The 14,671-nt window shown below is 61.5% G+C and carries 15 protein-coding genes; 6 read left to right on the top strand and 9 right to left on the bottom strand.

Translation table 11 applies throughout. From position 1 onward, the window contains the following. Nucleotides 1–471: 471 nt before the first annotated feature. Nucleotides 472–2,163, top strand: coding sequence for a SulP family inorganic anion transporter (locus tag BM382_RS03480; protein WP_011061293.1), 1,692 nt, complete (start codon nucleotides 472–474; stop codon nucleotides 2,161–2,163). A gap of 72 nt (nucleotides 2,164–2,235) precedes the next feature. Here the strand turns inward: BM382_RS03480 and BM382_RS03475 are convergent, their stop codons facing one another. Further along, on the bottom strand, nucleotides 2,236–2,895 hold the full coding sequence (locus tag BM382_RS03475; protein ID WP_011061294.1) for a hypothetical protein: 660 nt from the start codon (nucleotides 2,893–2,895) through the stop codon (nucleotides 2,236–2,238). 338 nt (nucleotides 2,896–3,233) lie between these two features. Between BM382_RS03475 and BM382_RS03470 the strand changes: the two genes are divergently transcribed. The 3 genes from BM382_RS03470 to BM382_RS03460 all read left to right on the top strand — a co-directional run bounded on the left by BM382_RS03470 (nucleotide 3,234) and on the right by BM382_RS03460 (nucleotide 5,732). After that, nucleotides 3,234–4,094 (top strand): RNA ligase family protein, encoded by an 861-nt coding sequence (locus BM382_RS03470; RefSeq protein WP_072441840.1) that lies wholly within the window; start codon nucleotides 3,234–3,236, stop codon nucleotides 4,092–4,094. A gap of 14 nt (nucleotides 4,095–4,108) precedes the next feature. Continuing rightward, nucleotides 4,109–5,254: an AAA family ATPase gene (locus BM382_RS03465; protein WP_053151674.1), complete on the top strand. Its 1,146-nt coding sequence runs from the start codon at nucleotides 4,109–4,111 to the stop codon at nucleotides 5,252–5,254. 118 nt (nucleotides 5,255–5,372) lie between these two features. After that, nucleotides 5,373–5,732 (top strand): Imm15 family immunity protein, encoded by a 360-nt coding sequence (locus tag BM382_RS03460; protein ID WP_239690384.1) that lies wholly within the window; start codon nucleotides 5,373–5,375, stop codon nucleotides 5,730–5,732. 411 nt (nucleotides 5,733–6,143) lie between these two features. Here the strand turns inward: BM382_RS03460 and BM382_RS31825 are convergent, their stop codons facing one another. The 6 genes from BM382_RS31825 to BM382_RS03430 are packed head-to-tail and all read right to left on the bottom strand — an operon-like array spanning nucleotide 6,144 to nucleotide 9,960. Continuing rightward, a complete protein-coding gene (locus tag BM382_RS31825) occupies nucleotides 6,144–6,407 on the bottom strand; it encodes an acyl carrier protein (protein WP_072441839.1) in 264 nt (87 codons plus the stop codon). 14 nt (nucleotides 6,408–6,421) lie between these two features. Then, the gene (locus BM382_RS03450; protein ID WP_072441838.1) at nucleotides 6,422–7,162 is read right to left on the bottom strand and encodes an SDR family NAD(P)-dependent oxidoreductase; all 741 of its coding nucleotides are present in this window, start codon (nucleotides 7,160–7,162) and stop codon (nucleotides 6,422–6,424) included. Beyond that, the gene (locus tag BM382_RS03445) at nucleotides 7,159–8,451 is read right to left on the bottom strand and encodes a beta-ketoacyl-[acyl-carrier-protein] synthase family protein (RefSeq protein WP_072441837.1); all 1,293 of its coding nucleotides are present in this window, start codon (nucleotides 8,449–8,451) and stop codon (nucleotides 7,159–7,161) included. The genes BM382_RS03450 and BM382_RS03445 overlap by 4 nt, the downstream gene beginning before the upstream one ends. Beyond that, nucleotides 8,444–8,968: a 3-hydroxyacyl-ACP dehydratase FabZ family protein gene (locus BM382_RS03440; RefSeq protein WP_072441836.1), complete on the bottom strand. Its 525-nt coding sequence runs from the start codon at nucleotides 8,966–8,968 to the stop codon at nucleotides 8,444–8,446. The genes BM382_RS03445 and BM382_RS03440 overlap by 8 nt, the downstream gene beginning before the upstream one ends. A gap of 1 nt (nucleotide 8,969) precedes the next feature. Next, the gene (locus BM382_RS03435) at nucleotides 8,970–9,590 is read right to left on the bottom strand and encodes a hypothetical protein (RefSeq protein ID WP_139187199.1); all 621 of its coding nucleotides are present in this window, start codon (nucleotides 9,588–9,590) and stop codon (nucleotides 8,970–8,972) included. Between the two features lie 13 nt (nucleotides 9,591–9,603). Continuing rightward, on the bottom strand, nucleotides 9,604–9,960 hold the full coding sequence (locus BM382_RS03430) for a hypothetical protein (RefSeq protein WP_072441832.1): 357 nt from the start codon (nucleotides 9,958–9,960) through the stop codon (nucleotides 9,604–9,606). Nucleotides 9,961–11,274: 1,314 nt separating this feature from the next. Here BM382_RS03430 and BM382_RS03420 point away from each other — a divergent pair. Next, nucleotides 11,275–11,874 (top strand): MliC family protein, encoded by a 600-nt coding sequence (locus BM382_RS03420; RefSeq protein WP_072441830.1) that lies wholly within the window; start codon nucleotides 11,275–11,277, stop codon nucleotides 11,872–11,874. Nucleotides 11,875–11,922: 48 nt separating this feature from the next. Here BM382_RS03420 and BM382_RS03415 read toward each other — a convergent pair whose 3' ends face one another. Then, nucleotides 11,923–12,756, bottom strand: coding sequence for an enoyl-CoA hydratase/isomerase family protein (locus BM382_RS03415; RefSeq protein WP_072441828.1), 834 nt, complete (start codon nucleotides 12,754–12,756; stop codon nucleotides 11,923–11,925). A gap of 187 nt (nucleotides 12,757–12,943) precedes the next feature. Here BM382_RS03415 and BM382_RS03410 point away from each other — a divergent pair, with 187 nt between their 5' ends. After that, nucleotides 12,944–14,005 (top strand): linear amide C-N hydrolase, encoded by a 1,062-nt coding sequence (locus BM382_RS03410; protein WP_072442434.1) that lies wholly within the window; start codon nucleotides 12,944–12,946, stop codon nucleotides 14,003–14,005. Between the two features lie 80 nt (nucleotides 14,006–14,085). On the opposite strand, the gene praB is transcribed toward BM382_RS03410, so the two are convergent. After that, nucleotides 14,086–14,583, bottom strand: a complete 498-nt coding sequence (praB, locus tag BM382_RS03405; protein WP_065364066.1) for an alkane oxidation protein activator PraB — start codon at nucleotides 14,581–14,583, stop codon at nucleotides 14,086–14,088. Between the last annotated feature and the right edge of the window lie 88 nt (nucleotides 14,584–14,671).

Genomic DNA, 14,671 nt, shown 5'->3' with positions numbered 1-14,671 from the left:
CGTACGAGTCAATCCGGCTCCTGCGGATTAACCTTCTGTCCAGAGCCACTTGGGCATCACCTCTAACAATTTCGGTTAAAGTCTTAGCGCGGTTTAATCCTAGTCAAGAAACTCTCCGACCAATGGAGCGAACACCGAGACGTTTCAAGGTAGGTGACCGACGGTCATTTGCTGCCCGGCTACGAGCGCGACGACATGCACCGGGAAGTGGCGCGTCATCAAGGCAACTCGCCGTTATAGCTGGCTTGGCGGCCCATGAATGGGAGGGGTTGTTCATCCATAGCGGCCCAAGCTCACCACCACCTGCGCCTCAGCGGGTTGCCCATGGCCAAGCACCTGGGTGAATCGAAGCAAAAGCTGCTCCAGCTCATGGCGCTAAGTTGCCCGATTCGCTTGAATAACGCCCCGCGTCGCCTTGCCAAACAAGCGCGCAGCCAAAGAATAAAACGGAATATTTCGAAAGGACCCGGCATGTCGTTATCCCGCTGTCTATCTGGCCTGTCCAACTTGCTGCACTACCGCCGCGAATGGTTGCGCGCCGACCTGCGGGCCGGCTTGTCCGTGGCGGCTATCCAGATCCCGATCGCCATCGCCTATGCGCAGATTGTCGGCCTGCCACCGCAGTACGGGCTTTACGCCTGTGTGCTGCCGATGATCGTCTATGCCTTGATCGGCAGCTCGCGGCAACTGATGGTCGGCCCCGATGCCGCCACTTGCGCCATGCTCGGCGGGGCCGTGGCGCCTTTGGCCATGGGCGACCTGCAGCGTACCGTCGAGTTGTCGATGATCGTCACCGTGCTGGTGGGCCTGATGCTGATTGCCGCCGGGATCGCCCGGGCGGGTTTTATCGCCAGCTTCTTCTCGCGGCCGATCCTCATCGGCTACCTCAACGGCATCGGTCTGAGCCTGATCGCCGGGCAAATGGGCAAGGTGGTGGGCTTCAAGATCGAAGGCGACGGCTTCATCCTGGGGCTGGCGGACTTTCTCCAGCGCCTGGGGGAGATCCATGGCCTGACCCTGGCCGTCGGCCTGGCCAGCCTGGGCCTTTTGATCTGGCTGCCGCGACGCTATCCGCGCGTACCTGCGGCGCTGCTGACGGTGGCGCTGTTCACCTTGCTGGCCGGGCTATTGGGCTTCGACCGCCTCGGAGTGGCGATCCTCGGTCATGTGCCGGCCGGGATGCCGGAGTTGTCCTGGCCCAAGACCACCCTGGAGGAAAGCAAGAGCCTGCTGCGCGACGCGCTGGGCATCGCTACCGTGAGTTTCTGCAGCGCCATGCTCACTGCCCGCAGCTTCGCCGCGCGCCATGGCTACGCGATCAACGCCAACCATGAATTCATCGCCCTGGGCCTGAGCAACCTGGCCGCCGGTGCCTCCCAGGGCTTTGCCATCAGCGGTGCGGATTCGCGTACCGCGGTCAATGACATGGCCGGAGGCAAGAGCCAACTGGTGGGCATCATCGCCGCCCTGGCGATTGCGCTGATTCTGCTGTTTTTCACCGCGCCCATGGCGTGGATTCCGCAGCCGGCCCTGGGCGCGGTGCTGTTGATGGCGGGCTGGGGCTTGCTCGACGTCAAGTCCCTGAAGCAAATCTACCGACTCAGCCGCTTCGAGTTCTGGCTGTGCCTGCTGACCACCGTCAGTGTGCTGGGGCTGGGCGTGCTGCCGGGCATCATGTTCGCCGTGACCCTGGCCATCCTGCGCCTGCTGTACAGCATCTACCAACCCACCGACGCGGTGCTGGGCTGGATGCCGGGCATCGAAGGCCAGGTGGACATCCGCCAGTACCCGCAAGCCCGCACTGTGCCCGGCCTGGTGGTGTATCGCTTCGACGACGCGATCCTGTTCTTCAACGCCGACTACTTCAAGATGCGCCTGCTGGACACCGTGCAGCGCGAGAGCCAACCCGAGGTGGTGCTGTTCGATGCCGAGGCGGTGACCGATATCGATGTCAGCGGCATCGCGGTGCTGCGGGAAATCCGCGAGACCCTGGCCGCCCAGGGCATCTACTTCGCTATCGCCCGTGCCCGCGGTACTTTCCTGGCGATGCTGGAACGTTCGGGGATGACCCGGGAAATGGACAGCCAGTTGCTGTTCGGTTCGGTGCGTTCGGGCATCAGGACCTACCGCATATGGCGCAACAGCATGCGCGGCAAGCAATGAAGCAGAGGAGGGTGACCGGCAGGGAGCGGCCCTGCCGGCGCTTGATCGAAGCTCAGCCAGGCTGGCCCGGCATCACTGGGTGATGGTCATGCTGCTGGTGGCCTGGACCGAGCCATAGCGGATGCGCGGATACGTCGGGTCGGCGTAGCTGAAATCCATCACCGTGCCGACGGAACCGAAGTACAGGGCCTGGCAATTGAAGTTCACCGCGACCTGGCCGCCGTAAGGAGTGACCCCGATGGCGACCTGGGTCGGCCCGGTCCATTCGATCTTGCAACCCAGCGTACCGCCTGCTGCGCCGGCATTGTATCCACGACAGTTCAAGGTGGCGTTGCCGTTGCTGGTATTGGGAAAGCCCGCCCATTTGGCGATGGCCAGGTTGGCCGAGCATGAAGTGTTGACGCTGCTGGCTCCCGGGGCGAGCTTGTAGACCCCCGACGGTGGCGCAAGCGTTGCCGTGACGGGCGTCAATGGCAGCGCGGCAAGGCTCGATGCCGCCTGGTTTTCCACCACGGTGGTGGGCGAGGGCGGGAGCTTGCACACCACCACGGCGCCGACGTCGTCGGACTTCTTCAACTCACCCAGCGCAGTGATATCGGCGCCGCCCTTCGACTCGCAGAAGAGTTTGCGCAACTGGGCTTTCTCTTCGCTGTCAGCCATGGACGAGGCCTGGGCCAAAGGTGCAAGTGCCAGGCCAATGACTGCAGCCATCAGCACGCTTGAACGTTTCATGATCGATTCCTTATCGGGTTATGACTGGCTGCACCCTATGAGCCCCAGGCGGTTTTTTTCATGACAAAAGCTCGGGTGTTTCGCGCAAGCAGGGGCGCTGGGGTTTTGTCCTCTCGGGGCTTGACCTGATGCCGCTATCTGCTGTTGAATGCGCGCCCTAAAGCCTCTGCAACCTTTTCTCCAAGTGGTGAAGCCAGTGCCCTACGCCAGCCAACACGCCTGATACCGACGACGGTCCATCCTGCCTGATGGCTGCCCGTGCCTAAGCACGGCGGCGCTTCATTGCCATGCCTGCCTGATCCTGTCGTTGGTTTTTCTCTTTTTTCGAGGACAAACCCATGCACACGGATATTCGTGCCACCGCGCACAACCTGGAACTGCTCAAATACCCCCGTACGCCCCACCTGCAAGGCTCGCGCCTGCAAGATGGCGACACTGACACTGGCCAGGTGCGCTATGCCGCCCTGGCCGGACAGTGGCTGGTGGTGGAAGAAAAACTCGATGGTGCCAACGCGGGCATCAGCTTTGGCGCAGGCGGCGAGTTGCTCCTGCAATCTCGCGGTCACTACCTCACCGGCGGTGGGCGCGAGCGCCAGTTCAATCTGTTCAAGCAGTGGGCCTCGGCCCATGAGCACTGGTTGCTGGAACGCCTGGAAGATCGCTTCGTGCTGTATGGCGAGTGGCTGCACAAGAAGCACTCGGTGTTCTACGACCACTTGCCACATTACTTCTGCGAGTTCGATGTGTGGGACCGCGCCACAGGGCTGTTCCTCTCCACCGCGGCGCGCCGGCGCCTGCTAGAAGGTGGGCCGGTTCTGTCGGTGCCTGTGCTGTACGAAGGCCCGGCACCGCGCCGGCATGCCGAGCTGCTAGCGCTGGTGGGCGATTCGCTGGCCAAGACCGCGCACTGGCGCCAGGTGTTCGAGCAGGTGGTGCACCGCGAAGGCCTCGACCTGGCCCGTGCCTGGCGCCAGTGCGACCGCTCCAGCCGCATGGAGGGCCTGTACCTGAAGCTCGAGGACGAGCAGCAGACCCTCGGCCGGCTCAAGTGGGTACGCCAGGACTTCGTCCAGGCCATCCTCGATGCCGACCAGCACCATGCCAGCCAACCCTTTATCCCCAATCAACTGGCCGCCGGCGTCGACCTCTATGCCCCGCGCCTGTCCATGGACTGGCAGGGCCCACGCCACGGTTACTGAAGGAGCATCTCGAAATGGATATTCAACAACTGCGCCAACTGGTCCCCGAGCCGGGGCGCGATATGGACACCGCCGCCTGCCTGTCGGCCATTCCGGCCCTGGCGCGCCTGGCCGACACACCGCAGGACCCGATCTACCACGCCGAGGGCGATGTATGGATTCATACCCGCCTGGTGGTCGAAGCATTACTGGCCCAACCCGCCTACCAGCAGGCCAGCGCCGAGCAGCGCTTTGTGCTGTTCTTCGCCGCCCTGTTGCACGACATCGCCAAGCCCGACACCACGGTGATCGACAAGGATACCGGGCGTATCGGCCAGCCCGGTCATTCACGCCGGGGGGCGGTGGATGCGCGGCTGCTGTTGTGGCGCGCCGGTGTGCCGTTCGAGCTGCGCGAGCAGATCTGCCGCATCATCGCCGTGCACCAAGTGCCGTTTTTCGCCCTGCAGGGTGATCGCAGCGGCCGCAGCCCTGAGTTCCTGTTGCACAAACTGTCCTGGGAACTGCCGCTGTGGATGCTCTGTGCCGTCGCCGAGGCCGATATGCAGGGCCGCAACTACGCCGGCAAGGCCGATGTACTGGACGCCATCGAACTGTGGCGCGAACTGGCGCAGGAGGAGGGCTGCCTGCACGGCCCGCGGGCCTTTGCCGACGACTACACACGCATTCAGTACCTGCGTGGCGCCCGGGTACATCCCGACTACCCGTTGCACGCGCCGCAGGGTTCGTCGGTGGTGATGCTCTCGGGCCTGCCGGCAAGCGGCAAGGACACCTGGACCGCACAGCATCACCCGGAGCTGCCGGTGGTGTCGTTCGACGACGCCCGCCAGGCCCTGGGCCTGCGCCATGGACAGAATGAAGGCGCCGCTGCGCATTACGCCATCGACCGGGCCAAGGCCTTGCTGCGAGAGCACAAACCCTTTGTGTGGAACTCGACGCACCTGTCGGCGCAGATGCGCAACCGCACCCTGGACTTGCTCTACGGCTACGGCGCGCAGGTGGAAATTCTCTACCTGGAGCGCCCCGAGGGCGAGATCATGCGGCGCAACCAGCAGCGCGACACCTCGCTGCGCAACGATGATATCCGTCGCATGCTGTTCAAGTGGGAAGTGCCACTGCCCACCGAGGCGCATCGGGTTGTTTATCAGGCGGTGACGGGGTGAGCGGTACTTACGCTCCTGATATAAGTCCGCACTTCATTAAAAGCTTTCAAAGTTTTATAGCAGAGCAAAAGAAAATAAATTAATGACTTAACAAGTACGGATGGAGCCCCTCCTAAAAATGAAGCTTACAGATATCTACAGTAAAATAATCAGCGAAGAACCGTATAACGACATGGATGTATTCTTTGCGAACTATGAAAGCTTTGAAGAAATTCCGCTTGTATCAAGATACAGTCGCTTAAAGCTCTTGAAGGATGAGCTGAGCGGCAGCGGGGCTTCTAGCTTTCTAACAGGGCTCGCTGTATTTCTTTTGAATACTTTAAGATTGTTAGAAGTATCAAGAAGTGAAAGTGTGTTTTTTGCCGTGACCTTTACAGACTTTGAGGGATTGGAGGAACAAGGCACCCTCATACCTAATATATTTATTTATCCAAAACCGGCCTCGGTCGGTTTTTTTGGAAAAATTACAAGAAAATGATGGAGGTCTTGAGTCACGGGAGATGCAGGAAGTAAAAAGGCATTTTTCCAACTGCGGGGTAGAAACTGCTTTTGATTTTCATGAAAGCAGATTTCATGACGTCGTTTGCGATGAGGAAATTGTAAGGGTCTTTGCTGTTGCCAGGACTTGTTGAGTGCAAAGAGCTCGTCTGTTCTATGAAGATGAGAAATTCGTCATGGATCAGTGGAGTCATCCAGTTGTTGACGCTGATATGATTTTGACCCAGTCGGCTGATTTTGAATGACCCATCAGCCTCGCCGCCCAAACCGCTGACGATCCCAATCCAGAGGATGGGGTGGTGGTTTTCAAAAGCCTGGCGGGAAACCGTAGGGTCGCGTCGCCGGCCTTCTTCACATCGACGTGGTGAATCTCCAGCGACCAGGCCATAGCTCAGGCGCTCGCGCGGGCGGCCACAGCGCCGCTTAGGGCGTCGATCAGCGCGTCGATGCTCGACAGCGAGTTGAGCTGTTCTACCGGTACCTTGATGCGCAGCTCGCGCATGGCGTCGGAGACAATGGTGATGATGTCCAGGCTGCTGGCACCGAGGTGGTCGAAGCGCAGCTGGGTGTCGATTGGGCCGAGGTCGAGGAAGGCCAGGGCGGCCTCGGTATGGCGCAGGACTACTTCGCGAACCGTCTCGTGAATATCGTGCATTGCGTCGCTCCTTGTTATGGTACCCAGTTCAGTCCACCGGTGAGGTGGATGGCCTGGCCGTTGATGAAGGCGGCCCCGTCGGAGACCAGGTACAGTACGGCCTGGGCCACGTCGTCCGGCGTGCCGAGGCGGCCGCTGGGGCATTGCCCGAGCCAGTGTTCGAAGGTTTTTGGCGCCGCCGTCTCGCGGCTCATGTCGGTGTCCACCAGGCCCAGCACCAGGGCGTTGGCGGTGATGCCGCGGCGCCCGTATTCGCGGGCCAGGGTCGCGGCCATGGCGATCAGCCCGGCCTTGGACACGTTGTAGGCGATCTGCCCGCTCATGCCGTGGGCGGCCACCGAGGAGAGCAGGACGATGCGCCCGCGGCGACGGGCGATGAAGCCCGGCAGCAGGGTCCGGCACAGGCGGAAGTTGCCGTCCAGGTTTACTTCCATCACCGCCCGCCAGTCGGCGTCGGGCAGCGACACGGCCAGGCTTGGGCGGTTGATCGCGGCATTGCCCACCAGTACATCGATGCCGTCCAGCAACTGGTCGGCCTCTTCGCAGACGGCATCGATGGCGGCGTCGTCGACCATGTCCAGGCGCAGGGCCAGGCAGCGTCGTTGCGGGGCGATCTCCGCCGCGTGGCGCTGCAGCGCGGTGGCGGCCTCGGCGCCCTGGTTCCAGGTGAAGGCGACATCATGGCCGGCCAGCAGCGCCTGTTCGACGATGCGCCGGCCGATGCCGCGGCTGCCGCCGGTGACTAGGAAATTCATGGACGGGGCTCCCAGCGACCGAGGATCGCCACACAGTTGTTGCCGCCGAAGCCGAAGGCGTTCTTCAGCAGGTAGCGCACCGGATGCGCCACCGCGCCGGCGGCGCAGACATCGAAGTCGAGCTCCGGGTCGGGGTCGTCGAGGTTGATGCTCGGGTGCAACTGCCCGGCGCGCATCTGCGCGATGGCCGCCACCAGCTCCACCAGCGGTGCCGACCAACAGGTATGGCCGAGCATGGATTTCGGTGCGTTGACCTTGAGCCGGTCCAGGTGTGCACGGAACACCCGGCGAATCGAGCGCGCCTCGGTAAGATCGCCCATTGGCGTCGAGGTGGCGTGGGCGCAGATGAAATCGATATCGCTGGGCTGCAGGCGAGCTTCGCGCAGGGCGGCCTGGATGGTGCGGGTCTGGCCGTCTTCCTGCGGGCTTGGCTGGCGGCTGGCATCGGAGCGGGCGGCCACGGCGAGGACTTCGCACAGCGGCTCGGCGCCGCGGGCCTGGGCCAGGTCAGCACGTTCGAGGACCAGGCAGGCGCCACCGTGGGCCGGGACGAAGCCTTCGCGGCGGCGGTCGAAAGGCCGGCTTGCCTGTTCCGGATGGTCGTTGAACGAGCGTTGGCTGACTGCCTGCATCAGGGCCAGGGCATGCAGCTCCAGCGGCGAGTAGTCGAGCACCGGGGCCAGCACCACGACCCGTTCGGCATCGCCGAAACGGATCTCGTTGAACGCCGCGCGCAGCGCCAGGGCGCCGCTGGCGCAGGCACCGCCGACGCTGTAGCCGGGGCCGCGGATGCCGAGGACTTCCGAGGCCACCGCAGCATGGTCGGTGTCCAGCCCGGCGAGGCCGAACTGGACGTCGATATGGTCGGGGTCCTGCTCGAACTGGCGAAAATTGTTGTAGTGGTAGTTCTGGCCGATGTTGTGGCCGCCGACGATGATCGCGGTTTCGCCGTCATCGCCAGCAGACAGGTCGAACAGCCCGGCGTCCTGCCAGGCGCGCCCGGCCATCAGCACCGAAAGCGCGGTGGACCAGGGCAGGCGGTTGCTCGCCCGGCGCAGGCGCAGGCGCGGCGCATCCGTCAGGCTGTCGGCCAGGGCGGCAAGGCGGGGGCGCGGATCGAAGCCTTCCAGGCTGCCGCCGACCTTGGTCGCGATCTCGCGGTCGAAGCTGCTCCAGCGGCGAATGCCCGATCGCCCGGCCAGCAGGTTGTCGAGCAGGCTGCCGGGGTCCTCGCCGAGGGCGGTGAGCACCGACATCCCCGTCACTACCACATGGGGCGCTTCAGACATGGCAGCCCTCCATCACCACCACGCTGCGCACCGCGCCGGCGACGCTGATGCGCCCGCCGAAGATCGCCAGCATGCCGTTGTCGTCGAGCATTCGTACCTCGATGTCCATGATGTCGCCAGGGCGCACCTGGCCAAGAAACTGGGCGCCGAACACCCGCGTAGCGAGGATGTCCAGCGGTTGCGCCGGGCAGCCCCGGGCCATGTGCAACAGGCACTGGCCGGCCTGGGCGATGGCTTCGCCCTGGAGCGCACCGGGGTAGATCGGGTTGCCGGGGAAATGCCCGCCGAGCACCGGATCCTCGGGATCGACCCGGCGCTGCGCGTGCAGCACATGGTCGTCCGGGTCCCAGGCCAGGACGCCGTCGATCAGGAGGAACGGCGTCCGGTGCGGCAGCATCTGTTCCAGGGGCGGAAAGGCAACCACCGCGGAGGATCCCGCAGTGGCTTGCAACAGTGGACCGCGACGCAGCCGGGCGAGCACGGCTGCGACGTCTAGGGCGGTGCTGGTGCTGGCCATGTCAGGCCGCCCGGGCCTGGGTCACGGCCACGGCATTGTCCAGCACCCATTGCTGGGCAGCGTCGGCTTCCACCTTGGGCACCGCGGCCACCGCGCAGGAGGCGGCGTTGCGGCAGGCAATGCCGTAGTGCTCGTAGCCGGCGAACCACACCGCCTCATAGGCGGCGACGGTGTGTAACGGCGCGCCGTTGCCACTGCCACTGCGCAGCGCCTGGGTCAGGGGTTCCATCAACGCCTTGACAGCACCACGGTAGCCCTCAACCTGTTGCCGGGTATTGGCGTTGAGGGCGACGCCACGTGCCAGGCTGCGGGTCTCCAACAGGGCCTGTTCGTAGGCGCTGATGACGCTGCTTACGAAGTGGTTGCTTTCCACTGCCGGGTCGCTGCTGGCCGCGTGCTTGGCGAAAGCCAGCGACAGTTGGCAGAATTCCGCTTCGCTGAAGAACTCGTCTTGCAGGGCAAGAAAGACCTTCACCGGCAGCGGGATCGGCAGGGTCGCCAGGATCTCCAGGGGCAGTTCGGTAGCGCTGTACTGGGCGAACATCTCGCGGATCTTCGCCTCGGGGAAATCGTCGCAACGGGCAAGCTGGACCACCCGGTCCACGGACATTGTGTAGCTCATGACGGGCTTCCTCTCAGATGTTGAACAGGGAGTAGGCGACGGTGATGATGTCGCCGGTGCTGGGGAAGGTCTTGTCGTACTTGTACGACGAAACCCTGCCACCGACGCCGAGGATGTTCGCGGAGTTGGTGCCGTTCATGCTGAACTGCAGGATGAAACGGGTGCCGTCCTTGGCTTGGTAGGTGACCTCGCCGGCCGGCGCATTGCCGTTGGCGACGAACACGGTGGTTGCAGTCTTGGCCGGCACCGAGGTCGGCGGGGTGGTGGTCCAGTTGGCGTCGCTGAGGTTGTACTTCGTGTCGACCAGCACCAGCGGGCACGAGGTGGTGAGGGTACCTGTGCAGGTACGGTTGGGGGTTCCACTACTCATAAGCGTTCTCCATGATGGCCTTGCAGTGTGGGTGAGTCAGGATGCCGCCGAGACACGACAGTGCTCGGCAGGGCGTAATGGGTTGGCATTACCTTTTCAAACTCTATAAGAACACCCCGATGGAAACTTGCCATTTGGCGCCAAAAGCGCAGCGAGCACATATCAAGGTCTTACGAAGCACATGAACACATCTGACATAGCACATGATTTAACATAATATACATTATGCGTAGATATGGCATATTCATGTGGGTCACGATACCCAAGAATTACCCAGGCTCAACTGCAACGCTGCCTACCCTCAGGGACAGCTTCTGAAGCCAGGCTTCGATCACTCTGCTGTCGCTCGCGTCTGGGCCTTCGCAATGACATCCTGGACAAACGAATCCTGATTCCTTTGCTCCTTGTAGCCAACCCAGGACTTCACCGGCCCTGGGCCGAAAAACTTCCAGTTGTGTGACTCCCACGGATTCCGACCGCGCGTGAACATGTGGTGTGTGTCTTTCAAACTCAGGTGGTTGCTGACTGTGGCCCACCTGCATATCGAACTATTAAAGGTGGGCTTTGGGTAATTGCCGGGACGGCCAAGAAATCTACCGACAGAGCTCTCTGTATCGATTCACGTTGGAAACTGCAGAGTCTAGTGTTGTTGTTTTGTATTTGTAGTAGTGGATTATATTCGCCTGGGCCGGTCCGACATTGCCGAAGTATTCTTCCCAGGCATTACTCTTGGTGAGCAAGTCAGAGAGCATGGTTCTCAAGTCGTTTTCCGTCCAGGCTGTCTTGTAGCCTTTAACCTCACCAGGGGCCGGGCTGTTATGTTTTACATAATTAACCAGCAGGTACTTTCCTTCGTAGGCCATAAATACCGTATACACGGTCCCTTGAGGGGCTGACTGCCTGTACCAAGGGATCACGACAAAATGATGAACCACTGGTCCCGTACTAAAGTGCCAATTTGCACCTTCCCGTAGACAGCGCAGCTCATTTGAATGGGCACGGAAGGACAATCCTTCAGTTCCATGAGTGTTGCGTTGTTTTCTATTGCCCTGACCAGATCTTCCCCTGTCATGTTTCTTGGCTCCTGCCTAGTTGTTCAATATGCAGTTTAAATAATCGATATTGCTGCCCCTGGTGAGGATAGCTTCGATCTGCCCTTTATCAAATACACCTCGCCGCGGGTCTTGCCGAGTGCTGCCGGGTGTCGAGATATGGCTCGCGGGATGAGCTACCCTGCCCTTACAATATGACGCTTATAAATAACTAAACTAAATGAATATTTAGTTTAGTTATATTGGATATCAGGAGTTACCCATGACCTTTCCCCTTCGAACAATGGTGAGCAGTGTCGCTTTATCGGCCCTGCTGGCCATTTCTCTGGCAACGGCCGAACAAGGTCCTTCATTCAACTGCAGTGAGAAGATGACCGGGTCGATAACCGCACTGATCTGCCAGAACCCTGGTCTCGCGGCACTGGACCGCAAGTTGGCCACTATTTATCGCGACGCCCTGAAGAATGCCGGCAAGCGCGGCAATGTGCTCAAGGCCGAACAGCGTGGCTGGATCAAGGGCCGCGACGAGTGCTGGAAGATCGATGATCAGCAAGCCTGCGTGGCTGATAGCTATCGTCGGCGCATCGTCGAACTGCAGACGGATTATGGGCTGGTCACCTCCTCCGCTCCGGTCATGTTCGATTGCGCGAGCAATGGCCGTATCAGTGTCACCTTCTTCCAGACCGAACCGCCCTCCCTCACCGCCTTATATAAAGGTCGGCAATCGCTGATGCTGGAGGCCAGCTCTGCCAGCGGCTCACGTTACCTAGGGCAGAACGAGAGCTTCTGGGAGCATCAGGGCGAGGCTGCTGTCACTTGGGGCCATGGGGCTGAAGAGATGATCTGCAAGAAAGCAGGCTGAGCCCTGCCGTCTGCACCGCATCGGGTGCAGGCCGCCACGCCCTGGAGGTTAGTTCCTGACAATACCCGGCGTACCGGGCGACTGCTGGCTGGCTCGATCCGGATGATCGCGCTCGATGAACCGCCGCAACCCTTCCTGGGTTTCCGGTTGATGGATCGAGCGGTTGAAGCACTGCGCTTCGATCTTCAAGCCCTCCGCCAATGGCAAGCCATAGCCGCGCACGGCCGCTTCCTTGTCCGAACGCATCGCCGGTTGCGGCAGGCCGGCCAGGACATGGGCCAGCTCCAGTGCCCGTTTCAGGGAGCGCCCACTGGGCACTATTTCGTTGACCAGGCCGATGCGGTACGCCTCCTGGGCGTCGATCACCTTGCCCGTGAGAATCAGTTCCATGGCCCGGCCCATGCCGATGATCCGTGGCAGGCGCTGGGTGCCGCCATCCGCCAGGCCGATATTCCAGCGCCGGCAGGTAACGCCGAACGAGGCGTGTTCTTCAGCGATGCGGATGTCGGCAAAACAGGCCCACTCCAGGCCACCGGCATAGGCCACGCCGTTGACCGCGGCAATGATCGGCTTGTAGATCTCGGTCCAGCGGCTGGGGCCGATGATACCCGGGCGTTCGCCACGGTCGTGGGCTGCCATTTCCTCGGCGCTGCTGGGCACCAGTTGCGCGGCCGCCTTGAGATCGCCGCCGGCGCAGAAGGCTCGGTCGCCGGTGCCGGTAATGATTCCCACCAGGGCGTTGTCATCCTCGCGAAAGCGCGTCCAGGCCTCGATCAGCTCGCGGTGGGTGACCGGGCCGATGCAGTTGCGCTGCTCGGGACGATTGAAGCGGATGATCACCACAGGCCCGGACTGCTCATAGGCTATTTCGCTGAAAGTCATAAACGCTCCTGTTTATGTGTGTCCTGCGGTGAAACGGCTGCGCAATCCAGTATAGGCAGTGCTAAAAGTGAGGCTATGGCGATTTTCAGGTCACTCCGGGCTTTCTTGACAAGGAAAAAGACTGGTATGAGTTCAGAGACCCGCGCCGTCTCGGCCGAATAAAACAGGAATCAGCACCATGAAGGTAATGACGGTATTGCCACTGCCCAGGAAAGCCGTGCCTAGGGCCTTAGTCCTGGCCCTCAGCAGTATCATCCTGTCCCTGCCCCTCGCCCAGGCCTGCACCCGGCTGACCTACCTGGGGAGCAACCAGAGCGTGATCACCGCCCGTTCCATGGACTGGAAAACCGATGTGGCGACCCATCTGTGGATCTTCCCGCAGGGCATGCAGCGCAATGGTGAGGTGGGAGCCAACTCGATCAAGTGGACCTCGCGCTACGGCAGCGTGATTGCCTCGGGCTATGACATCGCGACTACCGACGGCGTCAACCAGGCAGGCCTGGTGACCAACCTGCTGTGGCTGGTGGAGTCCCAGTACCCGGTGCCCGACAACGGCAAGCCGGGCCTCAGCATCGCCGCCTGGGCCCAGTATGTGCTGGACAACTACGCCACCGTGGCGGAAGCCGTGGACGCGCTGAAGAAAGAGCCCTTTACCCTGGTGACGGCCAATGTCCCCGGGGACACGCGCCTGGCGACCCTGCACCTGTCGATTTCCGACGCCACGGGGGATAGCGCGATCATCGAGTACATCAAGGGCAAGCCGGTGATTCACCATGGCCGGGAATTCCAGGTCATGACCAATTCCCCGACCTTTGATGAACAGCTGGCCCTCAATGCCTACTGGAAATCCATTGGCGGTACCGTCATGTTGCCGGGCACCAACCGCGCCGCGGATCGCTTCGCCCGAGCCTCCTTCTATGTCAACGCTATTCCCAAGGACGAGAGCCCGCAGGTCTCCCTGGCCAGCGTATTCAGCGTGATCAGAAACGTCTCTGTGCCTTACGGCATCTCCACCCCTGGTGAACCGAATATTTCCTCCACTCGCTGGCGCACTGTAGTGGACCATCAACGCAAGCTGTACTTTTTCGAGTCGGCACTGACCCCCAATACCTTTTGGGTCGACCTGAAGAAGATCGACTTCGCAAGCACTACGGGCCAGGTGAAGAAGCTCGACTTGGGCAAGGACCAGTCCACCACCTATTCCGGCGACTTCAAGGTCACCCCCGCCTTCAAGTTTCAAGGTGCCTGAGGGGTTTCTACGCTGCCGAGGCAATGTGCCCCGAGCGCCCGAGGCCACAAGGCCCGGGAGCTTGGGGTATCGCGAGGGGGCTACGGGACCAGGGTCAGTGGCGGCTGCAGGGTGATATCCAGTGCGGCCAGTGTGCAATTGCCAGTGAGGGCCTGGTTGAAGGCACTCAACTTTTGAAAGGGACCGTTCCAGGTCACGAATATGTCATTGGCCCCGCAATTGCTGGCAGGCACGAAATTGGAGACGACAAAGCTGACGCCCTCCAGCTTCAAGGAAAACACGGTTTCCGGTTTCAAGATCCAGGGCAGGTTCTTTGCCTGCAAGGACTTGCAGATTCCGCCACCGCTGATGAACACACTGTAGATCTTGGCTTCATCCTGAGTGTTGATCGAACCGCTCAGGCTGATGCCACAGGTGACCTGTGCCTGAAACGACGACGGCAGTTTTATCGAGAGGGTGCCATTGTTGCCGTAGAACGGGCCCTGGGGTGAAAAGTGTGGTGCAGCGGCCACCAGGGTCGTGGAGCACAACCCTATGACAAGCGCACTTGCGATCATCAGGCTATTCAAGCTTTTCATTGTTGTTCCTCACGCATAGGGCGAAGTGTTTCGCCGGGGTAATGGCCATGATCGAGAGGTCATGAAAACGGCAGGACGTCCCTTTCCA

Source organism: Pseudomonas sp. NFPP25, from assembly GCF_900116505.1.
Lineage (GTDB): Bacteria > Pseudomonadota > Gammaproteobacteria > Pseudomonadales > Pseudomonadaceae > Aquipseudomonas > Aquipseudomonas protegens.
This window is presented reverse-complemented; position numbering and strand designations above follow the sequence as displayed.

Bases quoted from the DNA above. Each gene is read 5' to 3' on its own strand.
- BM382_RS03480 (WP_011061293.1), top strand. From the start codon at position 472: ATGTCGTTATCCCGCTGTCTATCTGGCCTGTCCAACTTGCTGCACTAC.
- BM382_RS03475 (WP_011061294.1), bottom strand. From the start codon at position 2,895: ATGAAACGTTCAAGCGTGCTGATGGCTGCAGTCATTGGCCTGGCACTT.
- BM382_RS03470 (WP_072441840.1), top strand. From the start codon at position 3,234: ATGCACACGGATATTCGTGCCACCGCGCACAACCTGGAACTGCTCAAA.
- BM382_RS03465 (WP_053151674.1), top strand. From the start codon at position 4,109: ATGGATATTCAACAACTGCGCCAACTGGTCCCCGAGCCGGGGCGCGAT.
- BM382_RS03460 (WP_239690384.1), top strand. From the start codon at position 5,373: ATGAAGCTTACAGATATCTACAGTAAAATAATCAGCGAAGAACCGTAT.
- BM382_RS31825 (WP_072441839.1), bottom strand. From the start codon at position 6,407: ATGCACGATATTCACGAGACGGTTCGCGAAGTAGTCCTGCGCCATACC.
- BM382_RS03450 (WP_072441838.1), bottom strand. From the start codon at position 7,162: ATGAATTTCCTAGTCACCGGCGGCAGCCGCGGCATCGGCCGGCGCATC.
- BM382_RS03445 (WP_072441837.1), bottom strand. From the start codon at position 8,451: ATGTCTGAAGCGCCCCATGTGGTAGTGACGGGGATGTCGGTGCTCACC.
- BM382_RS03440 (WP_072441836.1), bottom strand. From the start codon at position 8,968: ATGGCCAGCACCAGCACCGCCCTAGACGTCGCAGCCGTGCTCGCCCGG.
- BM382_RS03435 (WP_139187199.1), bottom strand. From the start codon at position 9,590: ATGAGCTACACAATGTCCGTGGACCGGGTGGTCCAGCTTGCCCGTTGC.
- BM382_RS03430 (WP_072441832.1), bottom strand. From the start codon at position 9,960: ATGAGTAGTGGAACCCCCAACCGTACCTGCACAGGTACCCTCACCACC.
- BM382_RS03420 (WP_072441830.1), top strand. From the start codon at position 11,275: ATGACCTTTCCCCTTCGAACAATGGTGAGCAGTGTCGCTTTATCGGCC.
- BM382_RS03415 (WP_072441828.1), bottom strand. From the start codon at position 12,756: ATGACTTTCAGCGAAATAGCCTATGAGCAGTCCGGGCCTGTGGTGATC.
- BM382_RS03410 (WP_072442434.1), top strand. From the start codon at position 12,944: ATGACGGTATTGCCACTGCCCAGGAAAGCCGTGCCTAGGGCCTTAGTC.
- praB (WP_065364066.1), bottom strand. From the start codon at position 14,583: ATGAAAAGCTTGAATAGCCTGATGATCGCAAGTGCGCTTGTCATAGGG.